Below are 15597 nucleotides of genomic sequence, written 5' to 3'. Positions count from 1 at the left end.
CCGGCGATGACCGCGCGTGCAAGGAAGCCATGCGGTAATATGACGGAAGCAGAGACCAGGCTGTGGCGTGCGCTTCGTCGTGGCCAGCTAAATGGCTTTCACTTTAGACGGCAGCATCCGATCGGCGCTTTCACCCTCGACTCCTACTGTCCAAAACTTCGCGTTGCCGTTGAACTCGATGGCGGCCAGCATGCTGCTCAACGGAAGCGAGCGGACGCGCGCCGCACGCGCTTTCTCTCCGAAAAGAAAATCGCGGTCGTCCGGTATTGGAACAACCACGTCTTCGAGAATTTGCAAGGCGTGCTTGCCAACCTCGTTGCAAACATGGAGAGACGAGCGCGCGAATTGACCCCCTCCCCACCCCTCCCCCTTTCAGGAGGAGGGAGCGATACAGCTCCGGTCCGCGAGGAACGGAGCGCTCCATGAACGCTTCATCCGCCCAGCCGATGCTGGCGATCCGCGGCCTTCGTGCCGCCTATGGCAAGATCGAGGCGCTGAAAGGCGTCGATCTCGCGATAAGCCCGGGCGAGATCGTCGCGCTGATCGGCGCCAATGGCGCCGGCAAGTCGACCTTGATGATGACGATCTTCGGCAAGCCGCGCGCCCGCTCCGGGCAGATCCTGTTCGACGGCCGCGACATCACCGCGATGCCCACACACGAGATCGCGCGGCTGCGCATCGCGCAATCGCCCGAAGGCCGACGGATTTTTCCGCGGATGAGCGTAGCCGAAAACCTGCAGATGGGCGCAGACGCCACCGATTGTAGCGAAGCAGACCGCTCGGCGGGGCTCGAGCGGGTGCTGGCCCTGTTTCCGCGGCTCAGCGAGCGCATGACGCAACGCGGCGGAACCCTGTCGGGCGGAGAACAGCAGATGCTAGCGATCGGCCGCGCGCTGATGAGCCGCCCTCGCCTGCTCTTGCTCGACGAGCCGTCTCTGGGCCTCGCCCCCCTGATCGCGCGGCAGATTTTCGACGCAATCCGGACACTCAACCGGCAGGATGGTCTAACGGTGCTGATCGTGGAGCAGAACGCCAACCACGCGCTGAGGCTCGCCCATCGCGGCTATGTCATGGTCAACGGGCTGATAACGCTGCAGGGAACAGGCGCGGAACTGTTGCAACGTCCCGAAATCCGCGCCGCCTATCTGGAAGGCGGCAGGCGGGGTTAATGGTCTCGCGCCCCGGAATGACCACAAAGGCGCCCCCGGAAGACGCCTCTGCCTGAAATTTACCGATGACTTCGCCGTGAAATCAGCCGAGAATGCCAATTCCCCATGGCGAACTATCCGCGAGGACCTCTCATGAAATCACTAAAGCTCATTGGCCTGGCAATCGGCGCGTCGCTTGCGCTTTCGACGGCAGCATTTGCGCAAGACATCACCATCGCAGTGGCGGGTCCAATGACCGGCGGCGAATCCGCATTCGGGCGCCAGATGAAGAACGGGGCCGAACAGGCGGTCAAGGATCTCAATGCCGGTGGAGGTCTGCTTGGCAAGAAGCTGGCGCTCGAAGTCGGCGATGACGCCTGCGATCCCAAGCAGGCACGTTCGGTGGCGGAAAAATTCGCCAGTGCCAGAATCCCGTTCGTCGCCGGCCACTACTGCTCCTCGTCGTCGATCCCGGCGTCGGAAGCCTATGCCGACGGCAACGTGTTGCAGATCACGCCGGCCTCGACCAATCCGCTGTTCACCGAGCGCAAGCTCTGGAACGTCGCGCGCGTGTGCGGACGCGACGATCAGCAGGGCCTGGTCGCCGCCGACTACATCATCAAGTATTACAAGGGCAAGAACGTCGCCATTCTCAACGACAAGACCACCTACGGCAAAGGCCTTGCCGATGAGACCAAGAAGGCGCTCAACAAGGCCGGGTTCACCGAGAAGATGTTCGAGTCCTACAACAAGGGCGACAAGGACTTCACCGCCATCGTTTCGCGCATGAAGCGCGAGAACATCGATCTGGTTTTCGTGGGCGGCTACCACCAGGAAAGCGGGTTGATCGTGCGCCAGATGCGCGACCAGGGAATGCAGACCGTCCTGATGGCCGGCGATGCGCTCGCCGACAAGGAGTTCGCTTCCATCACGGGTCCCGCCGGCGAAGGCACGCTGTTCACCTTCGGTCCCGACCCGCGCAACAAGCCGACCGCGAAGGCCATCGTCGAGAAGTTCAAGGCGAACAACATCGATCCCGAGGGCTATACGCTCTACACCTATGCCGCGATCCAGGTATGGTCGCAGGCAGCAGCAAAGGCCGGCACCACCGATCCGAAGAAGGTCATGGAAACGATCAAGGCCAACGCGTGGGATACGGTGATCGGCAAGATGGAGTTCGATGCCAAGGGCGACATCAAGCAGATCGACTACGTCGTCTACAAGTGGGATTCCAAGGGCAATTACACCGAGGTCAATCCGAAGGGCTCTTGAAGACTGAACCCCCACGACTCTGTGACCTGTCGACGCCCCGGTTCGCCGGGGCGTTTTTCAATCAGGCGGCGTGGAAAGCATCAGCAAGGACCGACCATGAAGAACCTCCTCACCGATATCGATGGTGTTCGCGTCGGCCATGCTGACGATGCAGCGCTTGCCTCCGGTGTGACGGCGGTGGTTTTCGACAAGCCGGCGGTGGCGGCGATGGATGTGCGTGGCGGCGGGCCCGGCACGCGCGAAGGGGCACTACTCGACCTCGCCAACACGGTCGAAAGGATCGATGCGATCGCGCTTGCCGGCGGTTCGGCGTTCGGACTCGACGCCGGCAGCGGGGTGCAGGCGTGGCTTGCCGAACAAGGCCGCGGCTTTGAGGTGCGCGGGGCGCTTATTCCCATCGTGCCCGGCGCGATCTGTTTCGATCTTCTGAACGGCGGCAACAAGAAATGGGGACGTTTCGCGCCCTATCGCGATCTCGGCTATGCCGCGGCCGCAGCAGCCGGCACGCACTTCACGCTCGGCAGCGTCGGTGCGGGGCTTGGCGCCAATACGGCTATTCTGAAGGGAGGATTGGGCTCCGCTTCGGCGCAGACGGAGAGTGGCGTAAAGGTCGCCGCGCTCGCGGTGGTCAATGCGGTCGGGACTGTCACGGTGGGCGAAGGCCCATGGTTCTGGGCAGCCCCATTCGAGATCGGCGGCGAATATGGCGGGCGCGGATTGCCGGCCGCAATCACGCCGGACATGCTGAAAATGCGCATCAAGGGGGGTCCGTCCGCAACGGCCGTGGAGAATACGACGCTCGCGGTGGTGGTGACGGACGCGATTTTGACAAAACCGCAGGCCCGGCGTCTGGCGATGATCGCCCAGACCGGCTTTGCCCGCGCAATCTATCCGGTGCACGCGCCGATGGACGGCGACGTGGTATTCGCGGCCGCAACGGGTGAAAGGCCGATCGGTCCACTGGTCGGCCTCACCGAGCTTGGCATGATCGCGGCCAATGTGGTGGCGCGAGCGATCGCGCGGGGCGTTTATGCCGCGACCGCCCTGCCGTTCCCCGACGCATTGCCGGCGTGGCGCGATCGTTTCGGATAGAACGGGCGATCAGGCGCTGACGGGCGTCAGGAAGACTTCACACGTTGAGTGACAGCGAGGCGGGTGGGTGCGGAATCGGCGCGGCCTTTGCCTGGACCAACTGATCGATGGCGTTATAGGCCGAGGTTGCGGCGTTCGAAAACGTCGGCGGCGCTGTGAGCAACGGGGTTGCGTCTGATCGGTTAAAACCGGTGGACTGGCTCTGGGCTGCGAGCAGCGCGCTGATATTGTCAGGCGATATTTGCGGTCCGTTCGTAAAGCCCGTGACCGGCACCGTCCCTGCTGGCGGCGTTGAGGGACTGCCGGTTGGCGGGGGCGAAGCCGGACCAAAGCCTGTTCCGTGCGAAGACGACGGTTTGGGCGTCGTCAGCGATTGGATGGCGTCCAGTGCGGCCGACACCGCGCCCAGGGCAAGCAGCATGAGAAAACTCCGACAGGTCGCTCATCGCGACCCCCTGCAAGCCATGCAGCAAGCCGCGTGCCATGGTGGAAAATCCAGCGAAATGAGGGATTTCCATGTCTGGAACGGCTTGCGCCGACCGGCAATTGGTGCCGCGACCGGCAAAAATTTCCGCAACCTGTGGCTTGCATTGCCCGTTGGCCTTGCGCGTGTTAGGCGGAAATCGCCCTCAATGATCGAAGGTTCGGAGCCCGCGCATGTCCCAGCCATTTGCGTCTCGTCCTCTCGTCATCGCGCCCTCGATCCTGTCCTCCGATTTCGCCAGGCTCGGCGAGGAGGTTCGCGCCGTCGACGCGGCGGGTGCCGACTGGATCCATCTCGACGTGATGGATGGGCATTTCGTCCCCAACATTTCCTACGGGCCCGACGTCATCAAGGCGATCCGCCCTTATACGAAGAAAATCTTCGACGCCCATCTGATGATCTCGCCGTGCGATCCCTATCTCGAGGCGTTTGCCAAGGCCGGCTGCGACCACATCACGGTGCATGCGGAAGCTGGTCCCCATCTGCATCGCTCGCTGCAGGCGATCCGCGCTCTCGGCAAGAAGGCCGGCGTGTCGCTCAACCCGGCAACCCCGATCACGGCGATCGAATATGTGATCGACATGATCGATCTGGTGCTCGTGATGTCGGTCAATCCCGGTTTCGGCGGACAGGCTTTCATCCCTTCCGCGCTTGGCAAGATACAGGACCTGCGCGCCATGACGGCGGGGCGGCCGATCGACATCGAAGTCGATGGCGGCGTCGCGCCGGATGTTTCAGCTCAGCTTGCCGCGGCCGGCGCGAACGCCTTCGTCGCGGGTTCGGCCGTGTTCAAGGGCGGCACCGTGGAAGCCTACAAGGCCAATATTTCCGCGATCCGCAATGCGGCCGCTTCGGCGCGCGGCGAAGCGATCTAAAGCGCGATGGCTTTGGGTCGAAATCGCCATCGCGCTTTAGCTTATTATTTGCGCATGATCTTTTCGGAAAACCGCTGCACACTTTTCCGGATCATGCGCTGATCATCGGTTCCGACGAGAGTTTGGTCGCAGCTTGTCGATCCTCGATCTCGGAATCGAACTTGAGGTTCTGCGATGAAAATTTCCGAGCAAGACGTCCTGATCGTGGTCGACGTGCAAAACGACTTTTGCACCGGCGGCGCGCTCGCCGTTCCCGACGGCGAGAAGGTCGTACCTGTGATCAATCGCATTGCGCAAAGATTCCGCAACGTCGTGTTGACGCAGGATTGGCATCCAGGCGACCACGTCTCCTTTGCCTCCAATCACGCGCACAAGAAGCCTTACGACACGATCAAGCTGCCTTACGGCGCGCAGGTGCTCTGGCCCGATCATTGCGTTCAGGATACGGAAGGGGCTGAATTCCACAAATCGCTGCATACCGCGCAGGCAAGCCTCGTACTGCGCAAGGGGTTCCATCGCGACATCGATTCCTATTCGGCGCTCTACGAAAACGACCACAAGACCCCAACCGGCCTGCTCGGCTATTTGCGCGAACGTCATTTGAAGAACGTCTTTGTCGCGGGACTCGCATTCGACTTCTGCGTCCGCTACTCGGCGGAGGACGCGCGCAAGGCTGGCTTCGAAGTCGCCGTGATCGAGGATGCCTGCCGCGGCATTGACATCGACGGTTCGATGGCTGCAACCCATCAAAGCCTGAAATCGCTCGGCATATCCATCGTCAATATCGAGGCATTTCTCTAAAAAGCCGCGTCGGCTCATCCAGGCCGGAGCGATTGAAGCAGGTCCAGCGTCCTGCGGTCCTGCTTTCCCCCGTAAAATTTCGCGATTGCAGAGGCGAATTCCGTTTCGCCCGACACTGCGCCGAACAGCGTCATCGACGAGCAGAATTTGAGATCGTCCGGACTGCCAAGGATTTCCGTGATCGTGCGGCCCTCGACCGCGTTGACGAGAGCGGTGCACTCCCGAAGCCTTGGCCCCAAAATGCCATGCGCAAGGTAGGCTTTGGCCTCCTCGATAGAAGCGATGGCAAAGCGTTGCGCCATTGCGCTATGTCCGAGACCGGCCAGCTGGGGAAAGATGAACCACATCCAGTGGCTTTGCTTGCGGCCCCCGCCCAGTTCGGCGACGACACGCTTGTATACCGGCGATTGCGCATCGACAAATCGCTCCAGATCAAACGGATCGGTCATGGTGAGCTGCCCTGGGTGTTGTGTTTGAGCATGATCCGGACCCGAAGGGCCGCGTTAACGAAAAGTGGAAACCGGTTTCCCTCGCGACAAACGCGGAACGCGTTTGCGCCGAGATCATGCTCAAATAGAGAGATGAGATCATGATGCAATTCCACTTGAGCGCATCATGATCTAGAGGCCGGCGCCGAGGTTTTGGTCGGATCTGGTCTGGCTTGTGCTGTCCTGCTCACCATGCGAGGCGAGCCGGGGCGGACGCACGACTGTGACCGTACAGGGCGCTTCCGCCGCGACCTTGGCCGAGACGCCGCCGAGCAGCGCGCGCACAAGCGAATTCTGGCGTGCGCCGATGATGATGTGGTCGACGTGGTTGGCAGCCGCGAATTCCAGGATCGCCGCGCCCGGATCGATGGCTTCGAGAACATGCGCGGTCAACCGGCTCTCGTCGAGCTTCAATGGCGAGGCCCAGTGCTTCAGGGTCACGAGCCGGTCGACATGCTTGTTGTGGCCCTCTTCGTCCAACGTCCGGTCGATCGTGACGCGGCCGAGCTTGAGCACGTTCAGGCAGGCCAATCGCGCCGAGGGCAGCGTCTTGAGGATTCGTTCGGCGGTGAGACGCAACGCCGCATTGAGTTCGGCCGATCCTTGCGTGACGTCGATCGCGACCGCCACGATCGGCCCTGAAGCCAATTGGGTGGCGACGGCGGATTGACCCTGCGGCCGGATCAGGTTGCCGTTGAAGCGTCGGCGCCAGACGGTTCGCAGCGGATCGCGGTTGAGCCGCTCGGAGCGCGCGGTCAACTTGACCTGGTCGGGATGAGCGAGCTCGAACGCAGTTGCGAAGCCGTGGGGTAACGCCAGACCGGCTCGACCTCCAGACAGCGCAGCACGACTTCCTGCAGCCAGGGCGGGTAGTCCGCCCTCAATTTGCGCGGCGGATACGGATCGCGCCAAAGCCGTCGCCGCATGCCGCGCATTGTTTCGCTTTCGCCGAAGGGCCGCACGCCGGTCGTAAAGAAATGGAGCAGCACGCCCAATGAAAACAGGTCGCTGCGCGGATCATCGCGCACCCCGAGCAATCGCTCCGGCGCCATGTAGGGCGCGGTGCCATAGGGCACGCGGAATTCTTCCTGCAGCAGGTCGGGCAATTGATTGTGGTGCGAAAGGCCGAAATCGATCAGCACCGCCTCGCCCGAGGGACGAAACATGATGCTGCTTGGCTTGATGTCGTGATGGATCACGTTCTGCCGATGCAGATCGGCCAGGGCGAGGGCGATTTTCCACGCGACGAGGCGCATTTCCTCGTAAGGAAGCGGCAGATCGTCGATCCGGCCGTAAAGCGTCTTGCCCGGGATGAGTTCGATCGCGACATAGGCCTGGCGTTCGAAGTCGCCCGCCGCATGGCAAAACGGCACGTGCGGTCCCGACAATCTCGGCATGATCATCTGCTCCATCTCGAAGCTGACGATGGCGGCGGGATCCTCGCCTTCCGAAACTCGCGGGATTTTCATCAGAAGCGGCGAAGCGATATCGGGGCGACTGGCGCTCCACAGCGTCGCCATGCCGCCGCGATGAACGCATTCTCCGATGGTGAAACCGTCGATCACTGCGCCTGGCTGAATCGAAAATTTCGACATCGCTATCTCCCGACCAAAAGGCGGTCGGCGAGCCACGTCGGCAGGCCGTTGTCGCGAATTCGTCTGGCGGCCGTCTCCACGTCATAGGGCACGCGGCACCAGGTGATTTCGCGGGAATCTGTGTCGTAAATGGCAAAGGATGCTGCAGGATCACCGTCGCGGGGCTGGCCGACCGAGCCCAGGATGGTCAGCCAGCGCCGGCCGGACAATAGTTGGACCGTCACGCCCGATATCGGGACGAAACTCGTCATCTTGCCGGTCGCCGAGATCGAATAAAGCGCAGGCTTGTGGACGTGGCCAGCGAAGGTAATGTGCGCGTCGGTGGCCAAAAGACTTCGTCCGGCATCGGCGGTCGATAGGACGTAACGCCATTTTGCCGGACTGCTCGCCTCGGAGTGCACATAGAGACGGTCGTCCTCTTCAAGCACGAGCGGCAATTCCGCAAGGAAACGCCGTTGAGCGGCACTCAATTGGCCGCGGGTCCATTCAATCGCGGCCTGCGCCTCGGCGTTCATGGTTTCCGAAAAGACGGCGACCGCATGGTCGTGGTTGCCGCGCACCGCAAGCGCGCCTTTGCCGACAAGCTCCATCACGGTCTCAACCGCCCATTCCGGATCGCCGCCATAGCCGACGTAGTCGCCGACGCAGATGATGCGGTCCGCGCCATGCGCCTTCGCAAAATCAAGGCAGGCGCTGAAGGCCTGCCGATTGGCGTGAATGTCCGAAAAAAGTGCCAGCAGCACGCTTTCCTCCGCGAACCCACCCTATCGTCCGGTCTTTTTGCCGGAGTTGATGGATATCAAAAAGAAGCGCGGAAGGCGCGCAAAACGCCGGAGCGATGTCAGCGCTTGCGCGGCGTTTCAAGGCCCTTGATCAAAAGCGCCAGGAGCGCGTCGATCCGCGCCGCAAGCTGCGGGTCTCTCCACTCGTCGGAATGCGCGGGATGATGGAAGCGGCTGGTGGCGTCGAAAACCGCCTGCGCCGTGACCTTGACGTCTGACACCTCGAACACGCCCTGCCTGACGCCATCGGACAGGATCTGCGCCACCTGGTCGATCAGGCTCTCCTTGTGCGCCTTCACCACCTTGCACGCTTCCCGCGCCAGCGACTGGTAGGTCGCAAACATCTCGGGATCTTCGGCAACCCTTTTTTGCTTGGCGTCAAACAGCGCCCGGAGCCACTTGTCGAGCCGCGCCGACGCGGGCGTGGGGCTCTCCGCGATCTCGGCAAGCGGGGCGCTGACGCGTTCCAACCAGCGTTTTGCCACCGCCTCACGCAGCGAAGCCTTGCTCGGAAAATGACGGTAGACGCTGCCGTGGCTGACATCGAGCGCGCGCGCCACGTCCACCACGGTCGCTTTTGCAAGCCCAAAACGGCGCAGCACGTCCTCGGTGACCTCCAGGATGCGCTCCGGGGTCAAAACCACGGTCTCGTTCATGCGACTATCCCCTCCCTTAGCGGACCGATCTTGTTGTTTGTCATGGTCAGCGGGAAAGCCGCTCGGCCTGTTCTGCCAGATGGCGGGCGACCCGCTGATTGAGCCACTGCTGGATTTGAGCGGCCAGATGAAGAATTTCGATAGTCATGGCGAAGTCCTCGTACACTGCCTGGGGCCGCCAGCGCGGCTCCCCGGTTGACGCCCCAGTCTCTGCGTCAATGGTAATATAGGTAATCTTGCTAACAGATTTCAATATCTGTTATTCAATAATCCGTGATGGGGACGTGCGAACGGCGCTACGGCGCGCCCGGACGACCATAGGACCTGCCGAGCGGAGGACTCCGTCTTCCTCGCGGGCAACAATCCGGCTCAGGTGCCTGTTCTTTGGGATTCCCCCGCCCGCCGCCGATGGTTTACCGCCCTCCAGGCCAGTGCTTATTGTCCCTGTTCGTCCTTGGGCGGCATCCGAGGCGGCAGCAGCGGTGTGAATGATACGCCGTCGCCTGCCTGCGGCCCGGCATCGAAGAAGCCCGTCGAGGGATCGCCGCCCGCCGTCTCGATGATCGCCTTCGGCAGGATGTATTCCCGCGCCGCGTCGATAAGGCCGCCACGGCCGGTGCCGAAATCGGCGGTCCGGCCGCCCTGCTGCGGGTGTCCGGCACGGATCTGATCGACGGCATGGTCGATCCTTTCGGCGAGCTTTTCGCTGTATGGCAGTCGATAGGCCCTGGGGACGCCGCTTGGCCTGTTGTCCTCGTCCAGCGCCTCGACCCAGAGATAGATCGAGCCTGGATCCCCTTGAAGCGAATGCGGGTCCACAACGCGGGCATACACGAGCTTGAAAGAGGGCGGCAGGTTCTCGGCGCTCGCCCAGCCGAGCATTCCCCGGGTGGCGTTGAATCCTACGATGTAAAAGCCGCTGACCACGACCACGGCCAGAGCCTTCGCCTTCCACGGCAAGCGCCCGTAGGCGAGAGCGACGAGCAACAGCGCACCGATCAGCGCGTAGCTGACCGAGAGCGCGACCACGACCGATTGCAGCCTGTCCGTCATCGCGTCATCCTGACACCGGTTTTCGGATCGAGATCGGCGCCGTTGGCGCGAACGTTACGGAAGGTCTCCAGCAGCGACTTTGGCCGCCGCTGAACGTCAGTCACCTCTCCTTCCGCGTCGAGCCAGAACCGCAGCGCGGTCTTCTCGTCGCCGGTGTGATCGACCGTCACCTTGTCGTCGAAGATCACCTGCGCTGTCGGATTGAGCTTCTGTACCTTCACGGTCGCGTCCACCGGCCGCCCGGTCGTCGCCTGAAAGTGCGAGACATTGACGGTATATTCGCCGGCGACGATACCGCGCACGGTGACGATTTCCTCGCGAATGGGCGAGGCAATCTTCCGGCCGTTGACGAGGATGAAGTCGTTGGCGCCGCCCCGGTCGTCGCGGTCAAGCGTCAGGAAGCCGGCCTCGCGATGACGGTACCAGGCGATATTGCCGATCGGATCCTGCACGAACAGATCGAGGTCATCGGGATGGTTGTCCGGCCAGTCCATGGTGATGATGAATTCGGCCTTGGAATCGACCTTGCCCTCCTTGGAGTCCGGCGCAATCGCAAGCAGCGCAAGGAAAAACAGGAAGGCGATCACCTGCAGCGCCTTGAACAGCATGACGCTGAAGGGATCGAACGGTTCCTCGCGCGGATAGAGGCCGAAATCATCCATCATGGCGGCGCTCCAGCACCGGGGTCACCCGCGTCTCGGTGAGTGCGACCGCGTCCGAAAACACCCGCTGGGTCGCAGCATCCAGCATGTAGTACTGAATCCTGATCAGGATGGAGCCAACGAGGCCCGCAAGCGTCGTGTACAACGCCACCGCCATGCCGTCGCTCATCAACCCCATCGACGATTTCATCGCTACCTTGTCGGCCGCATCCAGGCCCGTGATCGGCGCCAGCATGATGATGAAGCCGATGATGGTGCCGAGCAGGCCGAGCTTCATCAGCGTGTCGGAAGCGAATGCACCAAAGGCATTCGAGCCGCGCAACCGGTCCGCCAGGGCCCGCAACAGCAACGTCTGGTCGAGGCGGCCGGAAGTTTGGATTTTGGACTTGGTGACGAGGCTGCGGATGTGATCCGTTACAAGACCGGCAGGCAGCGCCCGGGCATCGGCGCCAAGCGCCGCGGCGCCATCCGGCGCCGACAGGATTGCGATGCAGCGCCGTGCCGCTTCGCCCTCGCGCTCGATCGCGCGCGTTCGCCAGAAGCAATGGCAGCAGGTGATGACATAAAGCACGGCGATCAGGCTCGAAATATAAGTGCGGTCGGACGCGAGCATCAGGCTGATGAAACCGTATCGCCACAACACGACGGCGGCGAAAATGGAAAGACCGGTGAAGATCATCCAGAGCAACAGGGGGCCTCGTTCGCTTCTGCCCGTATCGAATGATGCCATTCCGGCGCTGATCGTGCTCATCTGCCTTCGCTCCTAGTGGTCTGATTCTAACATTCGCTTCCCATTTGCTGCGCGCACCTTTGCGAATGTTAGAATTAAAAGACCACAGCAAATATAGGATTCTAGCGGAGTTTGGCATTTGGCATTCGCTCTCGGGTCCGCGGCCAGGTGAGTAGCGAATGTCAAATCCACTCCACGAGCGCTCCGGTTTGATTTGGCGAATGAGCGCGCTGGCTCACGTTAAACCGCTCCGGTCCCTGCCGTCCAAAGAGATGTGCCCCGGGGAGGATCGGTAATTTTCACGTTTGGGGGAACACGGGATGGAAATCCGGCGGGAGGCGGCCGCCAGCCTGACGGCGAGCAGGTTGGCGCAAACCTCGATCCTGGTTCACGACGGCCGTTCACCCTGCCGTTCCATACGGGTGGTTTCGCAGCGCTCGATCTGCTAAAGCGCGGCGTAAAAACATTAGGGGCAGGATTTGCCCTCGTTTACACCCTGCCCAGTCCGGAGACACTGATGATACCCCGCTATACCCGCCCGGAAATGGCTGTGATCTGGGAGCCCCAGACGCGCTTGAAGATCTGGTTCGAGATCGAGGCGCACGCCGCGGACGCACAGGCGGAATTGGGGGTCATTCCCAAGGAGGCGGCGAAGGCAGTCTGGACCAAGGCCGGCGACGTCGTTTTCGACGTGGCCCGGATCGACGAGATCGAGCGCGAAATCAAGCACGACGTCATCGCCTTCACCACCCATCTGGCGGAAATCGTCGGACCCGAAGCGCGCTTTGTGCACCAGGGCATGACCTCCTCCGATGTGCTCGATACCTGCCTCAACGTGCAGCTCACCCGCGCCGCCGACCTGCTTACCGAGGACATCGACAAGGTGCTTGGGGCCCTGAAGAGGCGCGCCTTCGAACACAAGATGACGCCGACCATCGGCCGTTCGCACGGCATCCACGCCGAGCCCGTGACCTTCGGACTGAAACTTGCCTATGCCTACGCGGAATTCACCCGCGCCCGCGAACGGCTGGTCGCTGCGCGCCATGAAGTGGCGACCTGCGCGATCTCAGGCGCGGTCGGCACGTTCGCGCAGATCGATCCGCGCGTCGAGGAGCATGTCGCAAAAGCGATGGGATTAAGAGTGGAACCGATCTCGACCCAGGTCATCCCGCGCGACCGCCACGCAATGTTTTTTGCAACGCTTGGCGTAATCGCCGCCTCCGTCGAGCGCCTCGCGACCGAAATCCGCCATTTGCAGCGCACCGAAGTGCTGGAGGCCGAGGAATTCTTCTCCGAAGGCCAGAAGGGCTCTTCCGCGATGCCGCACAAGCGCAACCCGGTGCTGTCGGAAAATCTCACCGGCCTGTCGCGCATGGTGCGGGCCTATGTGACACCGGCGATGGAGAATGTCGTGCTCTGGCACGAGCGCGATATCTCGCATTCCTCGGCCGAACGCATGATTGCGCCCGATGCCACCGTGACGCTCGATTTCGCGCTGATTCGCCTGGCGGACCTGATCGAGAAGCTCCTGGTCTATCCGGCCAACATGCAGAAGAATCTGGACCGTCTCGGCGGCCTTATCCACTCGCAGCGGCTTTTGATCGCGCTGACGCAAAAGGGTTGCAGCCGCGAGGACGCCTACAAGCTCGTGCAGCGCAACGCGATGCCGGTGTGGCGCGGCGAAGGCGACTTCCGCTCGCTGTTAAAGAGAGACGCCGAGGTAAAGAAGTTTTTGACCGATGCCGAAATCGATCAGCAGTTCGATCTCGGCTATCACCTCAAGCACGTCGATACCATCTTCCAACGCGTGTTCGGGACGAGCTGACCTGGGTGCGCCTGTTTGCGCCGGAGCAACGGTCCAGTCAGCCCGGCGCGCCGTCGATCATCCGCGCCGTCACGCGGTCGCGTTTGATGAAGTGATGCCATGCCGCGCCGGCAAGGTGGATCACGATCAATGCCAGGAGCACATAGGCAAAGAAGATGTGCCGTTCCTCGTAAGCGTCGGCGGCGGCCTTGTCGGGCGAGGTGATCTGCGGCACGTGGAACAGGCCGAACCAGCTGCTGTAGTCCGGCGTACGCGCGCCGGAATGCGCCCAGCCCAGCATGGTGACAAGAATGATGGCGACATAGATCGCGCCGTGGCTGATATGCGCCGCGATCCGCTGCCAGCGCGGCATATCGGACGGTAGCGCCGGCGTGGGATTGAATCCTCGCCAGATCACGCGAAGGACGGTAAGCAACAGCACCACGTAGCCGATATCGGCATGGATCGAGCGGTAGAAAAAGCGATCCGGGCGCGCCGGGACATGGTTCATCCACCAGCCGAAGGCCAGCATGCCGAGAATCGCAAAACCGAGAACCCAGTGTAACAACCGCGCGACACTGCCCCAGCTTGAGATCGTATTCCGCATCATTTTTGCATTCCCATCAAATCTCGCCCGCGTCCCAACGGAGTTGGCTTCGGACAAGCCGGTGACGCACCGTTAAAACCCGGGCCAGTCGAAATATTCCGGATTGAATAGTCGACTATCTCTTGGCGTTTACATGAGCGCATTGATGCCGCGCAATCACCAACCCCGCTTTCCGCAAAGTCGCGAAATGTCTTCAAATCCGCCATCAAGATCGGCAAAACATCTGCGAAAGCAGAGTGTGAAAGGGTAGAATCAGACCGCCTGGCGACAAAAGCAACTGAAAGGTAACCCCCGTTCAGATAGGATTATTTTGTGCCTGCACCCGCAACGATCCTTGTTTTCGATTCAGGCCTCGGTGGCCTCACCGTCTTGCGCGAGATTGTCGCGGCGCGGCCGGACGCACATTACGTGTATGTCGCCGACGATGCATTCTTTCCCTATGGCCATCACGGCGAGGACGAAATCATCGCTCGCGTCGTACCCTTGATCGGCGAATTGATCGCAACACATCACCCGGACCTGATTGTGATCGCCTGCAATACGGCGTCCACGTTGGTGTTGTCGCATCTTCGCGAGCGATATCAGCTGCCGTTCGTCGGCACCGTGCCGGCGATCAAGCCGGCCTGCGCCGGTTCGAAGACAAAGCGCGTATCGGTGCTCGGCACCAAAGGCACCGTCCAGCGTGAATACACAAGGGCGTTGATCCGCGACTTCGCGGAAGGCTGTGAAGTCACCCTCGTCGGCTCCGCGGATCTCGCCACACTCGCTGAAGCGGCCTTGAGCGGCGGTCAAGTGAGCGATGCGCAGATATCAGCTGAACTTGCGCCATGCTTTATCGGCGCGAGCGAGATTGCGGCATCGCGCACCGACACGATCGTGCTGGCATGCACCCATTATCCGTTGCTGATGGAGCGGTTTTTGAAGCTCGCACCCTGGCCCGTGGCCTGGATCGACCCGGCGCCCGCCATCGCAAGGCGGGTGGCGAATTTGCTGAATACGCCGATGGCCGGCACCGATGAGGCGGGAGCAGAGATGATTTTCACCTCCGGGCGGCCACACCGGCTGAGCCGGACCTTGATGCCGTTTTTCGGCGGCCGCGTTCCTGCCAGAACCTGCCTCATGTCCGGCTCTTGTGGACCAAAATAATCCTCATTGTTCAGAAATTTAGCGCCTCTCAAACCGGGCAACGGCGGCGACCCGGGGCTTGAGCGAAACCCTCAAAATCCGGCCCGTTCTGATTGACAGGACAGCGGTTTCTGCCTAGAAACCGGCTGCTCGCGGGCCGACTTCGGCCCGCGATGCGTTTCGCGACCCGTGGTCCATCCCCTCAAGGCTTTGGGGCTGGACCTGTCGGCACCGGTAAGGCCGGTGCACAGGAGGGCGCGTTTCCTCAAAATTCAACTTTTGGAAGAGGACGCGATGACAAAGCGCAGTGAGGCGAAATACAAGATCGATCGCCGTATGGGCCAGAATATCTGGGGCCGCCCGAAGAGCCCCGTGAACCGCAGGGAATACGGCCCCGGCCAGCACGGCCAGCGCCGCAAGGGC

Annotated in this window: 17 protein-coding genes and 2 pseudogenes; 10 read left to right on the top strand and 9 right to left on the bottom strand. The window is 61.8% G+C overall.

From position 1 onward, the window contains the following. The first annotated feature begins 6 nt into the window (after positions 1–6). The 4 genes from VNX23_RS21755 to VNX23_RS21740 all read left to right on the top strand — a co-directional run bounded on the left by VNX23_RS21755 (position 7) and on the right by VNX23_RS21740 (position 3512). Positions 7–426, top strand: coding sequence for an endonuclease domain-containing protein (locus VNX23_RS21755; RefSeq protein WP_325633489.1), 420 nt, complete (start codon positions 7–9; stop codon positions 424–426). Continuing rightward, a complete protein-coding gene (locus tag VNX23_RS21750) occupies positions 423–1169 on the top strand; it encodes an ABC transporter ATP-binding protein (RefSeq protein WP_325633437.1) in 747 nt (248 codons plus the stop codon). The genes VNX23_RS21755 and VNX23_RS21750 overlap by 4 nt, the downstream gene beginning before the upstream one ends. A 132-nt stretch (positions 1170–1301) precedes the next feature. Beyond that, positions 1302–2420, top strand: a complete 1119-nt coding sequence (locus tag VNX23_RS21745; protein ID WP_325633435.1) for a branched-chain amino acid ABC transporter substrate-binding protein — start codon at positions 1302–1304, stop codon at positions 2418–2420. Between the two features lie 96 nt (positions 2421–2516). After that, on the top strand, positions 2517–3512 hold the full coding sequence (locus VNX23_RS21740; protein ID WP_325633433.1) for a P1 family peptidase: 996 nt from the start codon (positions 2517–2519) through the stop codon (positions 3510–3512). A 37-nt stretch (positions 3513–3549) separates the two neighbouring features. Here the strand turns inward: VNX23_RS21740 and VNX23_RS21735 are convergent, their stop codons facing one another. After that, the gene (locus VNX23_RS21735; protein ID WP_325633431.1) at positions 3550–3933 is read right to left on the bottom strand and encodes a hypothetical protein; all 384 of its coding nucleotides are present in this window, start codon (positions 3931–3933) and stop codon (positions 3550–3552) included. Between the two features lie 236 nt (positions 3934–4169). Here VNX23_RS21735 and rpe point away from each other — a divergent pair, with 236 nt between their 5' ends. Together rpe and pncA are read left to right on the top strand one after the other, a co-directional pair. Then, complete coding sequence (gene rpe / locus VNX23_RS21730) at positions 4170–4871, top strand: ribulose-phosphate 3-epimerase (protein ID WP_325633429.1); 702 nt, start codon at positions 4170–4172, stop codon at positions 4869–4871. A gap of 174 nt (positions 4872–5045) precedes the next feature. Further along, positions 5046–5672 (top strand): bifunctional nicotinamidase/pyrazinamidase, encoded by a 627-nt coding sequence (pncA, locus tag VNX23_RS21725; RefSeq protein ID WP_325633427.1) that lies wholly within the window; start codon positions 5046–5048, stop codon positions 5670–5672. A gap of 14 nt (positions 5673–5686) precedes the next feature. Here the strand turns inward: pncA and VNX23_RS21720 are convergent, their stop codons facing one another. The 7 genes and pseudogenes from VNX23_RS21720 to VNX23_RS21690 form a co-directional block, all read right to left on the bottom strand. Beyond that, entirely contained in the window at positions 5687–6121 is a 435-nt protein-coding gene (locus tag VNX23_RS21720; RefSeq protein ID WP_325633425.1) for a DUF1810 domain-containing protein, read from the bottom strand. Positions 6122–6292: 171 nt separating this feature from the next. Further along, positions 6293–7755 (bottom strand): annotated as a pseudogene (locus tag VNX23_RS21715) (serine/threonine protein kinase). 2 nt (positions 7756–7757) lie between these two features. Next, on the bottom strand, positions 7758–8498 hold the full coding sequence (locus VNX23_RS21710; protein ID WP_325633423.1) for a metallophosphoesterase family protein: 741 nt from the start codon (positions 8496–8498) through the stop codon (positions 7758–7760). Between the two features lie 98 nt (positions 8499–8596). Continuing rightward, positions 8597–9193 (bottom strand): TetR family transcriptional regulator, encoded by a 597-nt coding sequence (locus VNX23_RS21705; RefSeq protein WP_325633421.1) that lies wholly within the window; start codon positions 9191–9193, stop codon positions 8597–8599. Positions 9194–9628: 435 nt separating this feature from the next. Then, positions 9629–10246 carry a hypothetical protein gene (locus VNX23_RS21700; RefSeq protein ID WP_325633419.1) on the bottom strand — a complete coding sequence of 206 codons (618 nt, stop codon included), beginning with the start codon at positions 10244–10246 and terminating at the stop codon, positions 9629–9631. After that, positions 10243–10911 carry a hypothetical protein gene (locus VNX23_RS21695; protein WP_325633417.1) on the bottom strand — a complete coding sequence of 223 codons (669 nt, stop codon included), beginning with the start codon at positions 10909–10911 and terminating at the stop codon, positions 10243–10245. The genes VNX23_RS21700 and VNX23_RS21695 overlap by 4 nt, the downstream gene beginning before the upstream one ends. Beyond that, positions 10901–11659, bottom strand: coding sequence for a MotA/TolQ/ExbB proton channel family protein (locus VNX23_RS21690; protein ID WP_325633415.1), 759 nt, complete (start codon positions 11657–11659; stop codon positions 10901–10903). Before VNX23_RS21690 ends, VNX23_RS21695 begins: the two co-directional genes overlap by 11 nt. Positions 11660–11958: 299 nt before the next feature. Here VNX23_RS21690 and VNX23_RS21685 point away from each other — a divergent pair, with 299 nt between their 5' ends. After that, positions 11959–12087 (top strand): hypothetical protein, encoded by a 129-nt coding sequence (locus VNX23_RS21685; RefSeq protein ID WP_325633413.1) that lies wholly within the window; start codon positions 11959–11961, stop codon positions 12085–12087. Between the two features lie 68 nt (positions 12088–12155). Continuing rightward, positions 12156–13463, top strand: coding sequence for an adenylosuccinate lyase (gene purB, locus VNX23_RS21680; protein WP_325633411.1), 1308 nt, complete (start codon positions 12156–12158; stop codon positions 13461–13463). Between the two features lie 37 nt (positions 13464–13500). Here purB and VNX23_RS21675 read toward each other — a convergent pair whose 3' ends face one another. Next, positions 13501–14052: a cytochrome b gene (locus tag VNX23_RS21675; RefSeq protein WP_325633409.1), complete on the bottom strand. Its 552-nt coding sequence runs from the start codon at positions 14050–14052 to the stop codon at positions 13501–13503. Positions 14053–14361: 309 nt separating this feature from the next. On the opposite strand from VNX23_RS21675, the gene murI reads away from it, so the two are divergent. Together murI and VNX23_RS21665 are read left to right on the top strand one after the other, a co-directional pair. Further along, positions 14362–15195, top strand: coding sequence for a glutamate racemase (murI, locus tag VNX23_RS21670; protein ID WP_325633407.1), 834 nt, complete (start codon positions 14362–14364; stop codon positions 15193–15195). A 273-nt stretch (positions 15196–15468) separates the two neighbouring features. Then, positions 15469–15597 (top strand): annotated as a pseudogene (locus VNX23_RS21665) (30S ribosomal protein S4); the annotation flags it as partial.

It is taken from the genome of Bradyrhizobium sp. (assembly GCF_035570375.1).
Classification (GTDB): domain Bacteria; phylum Pseudomonadota; class Alphaproteobacteria; order Rhizobiales; family Xanthobacteraceae; genus Bradyrhizobium.
Note: the sequence above shows the minus strand (reverse complement) of the source record. Positions and strands in the feature narration are given on the sequence as shown.

What these genes read in the sequence shown, in the direction of transcription:
- VNX23_RS21755 (WP_325633489.1), top strand. Translation starts at nt 7, where the DNA reads ATGACCGCGCGTGCAAGGAAGCCATGCGGTAATATGACGGAAGCAGAG.
- VNX23_RS21750 (WP_325633437.1), top strand. Translation starts at nt 423, where the DNA reads ATGAACGCTTCATCCGCCCAGCCGATGCTGGCGATCCGCGGCCTTCGT.
- VNX23_RS21745 (WP_325633435.1), top strand. Translation starts at nt 1,302, where the DNA reads ATGAAATCACTAAAGCTCATTGGCCTGGCAATCGGCGCGTCGCTTGCG.
- VNX23_RS21740 (WP_325633433.1), top strand. Translation starts at nt 2,517, where the DNA reads ATGAAGAACCTCCTCACCGATATCGATGGTGTTCGCGTCGGCCATGCT.
- VNX23_RS21735 (WP_325633431.1), bottom strand. Translation starts at nt 3,933, where the DNA reads ATGCTGCTTGCCCTGGGCGCGGTGTCGGCCGCACTGGACGCCATCCAA.
- rpe (WP_325633429.1), top strand. Translation starts at nt 4,170, where the DNA reads ATGTCCCAGCCATTTGCGTCTCGTCCTCTCGTCATCGCGCCCTCGATC.
- pncA (WP_325633427.1), top strand. Translation starts at nt 5,046, where the DNA reads ATGAAAATTTCCGAGCAAGACGTCCTGATCGTGGTCGACGTGCAAAAC.
- VNX23_RS21720 (WP_325633425.1), bottom strand. Translation starts at nt 6,121, where the DNA reads ATGACCGATCCGTTTGATCTGGAGCGATTTGTCGATGCGCAATCGCCG.
- VNX23_RS21705 (WP_325633421.1), bottom strand. Translation starts at nt 9,193, where the DNA reads ATGAACGAGACCGTGGTTTTGACCCCGGAGCGCATCCTGGAGGTCACC.
- VNX23_RS21700 (WP_325633419.1), bottom strand. Translation starts at nt 10,246, where the DNA reads ATGACGGACAGGCTGCAATCGGTCGTGGTCGCGCTCTCGGTCAGCTAC.
- VNX23_RS21695 (WP_325633417.1), bottom strand. Translation starts at nt 10,911, where the DNA reads ATGATGGATGATTTCGGCCTCTATCCGCGCGAGGAACCGTTCGATCCC.
- VNX23_RS21690 (WP_325633415.1), bottom strand. Translation starts at nt 11,659, where the DNA reads ATGAGCACGATCAGCGCCGGAATGGCATCATTCGATACGGGCAGAAGC.
- VNX23_RS21685 (WP_325633413.1), top strand. Translation starts at nt 11,959, where the DNA reads ATGGAAATCCGGCGGGAGGCGGCCGCCAGCCTGACGGCGAGCAGGTTG.
- purB (WP_325633411.1), top strand. Translation starts at nt 12,156, where the DNA reads ATGATACCCCGCTATACCCGCCCGGAAATGGCTGTGATCTGGGAGCCC.
- VNX23_RS21675 (WP_325633409.1), bottom strand. Translation starts at nt 14,052, where the DNA reads ATGATGCGGAATACGATCTCAAGCTGGGGCAGTGTCGCGCGGTTGTTA.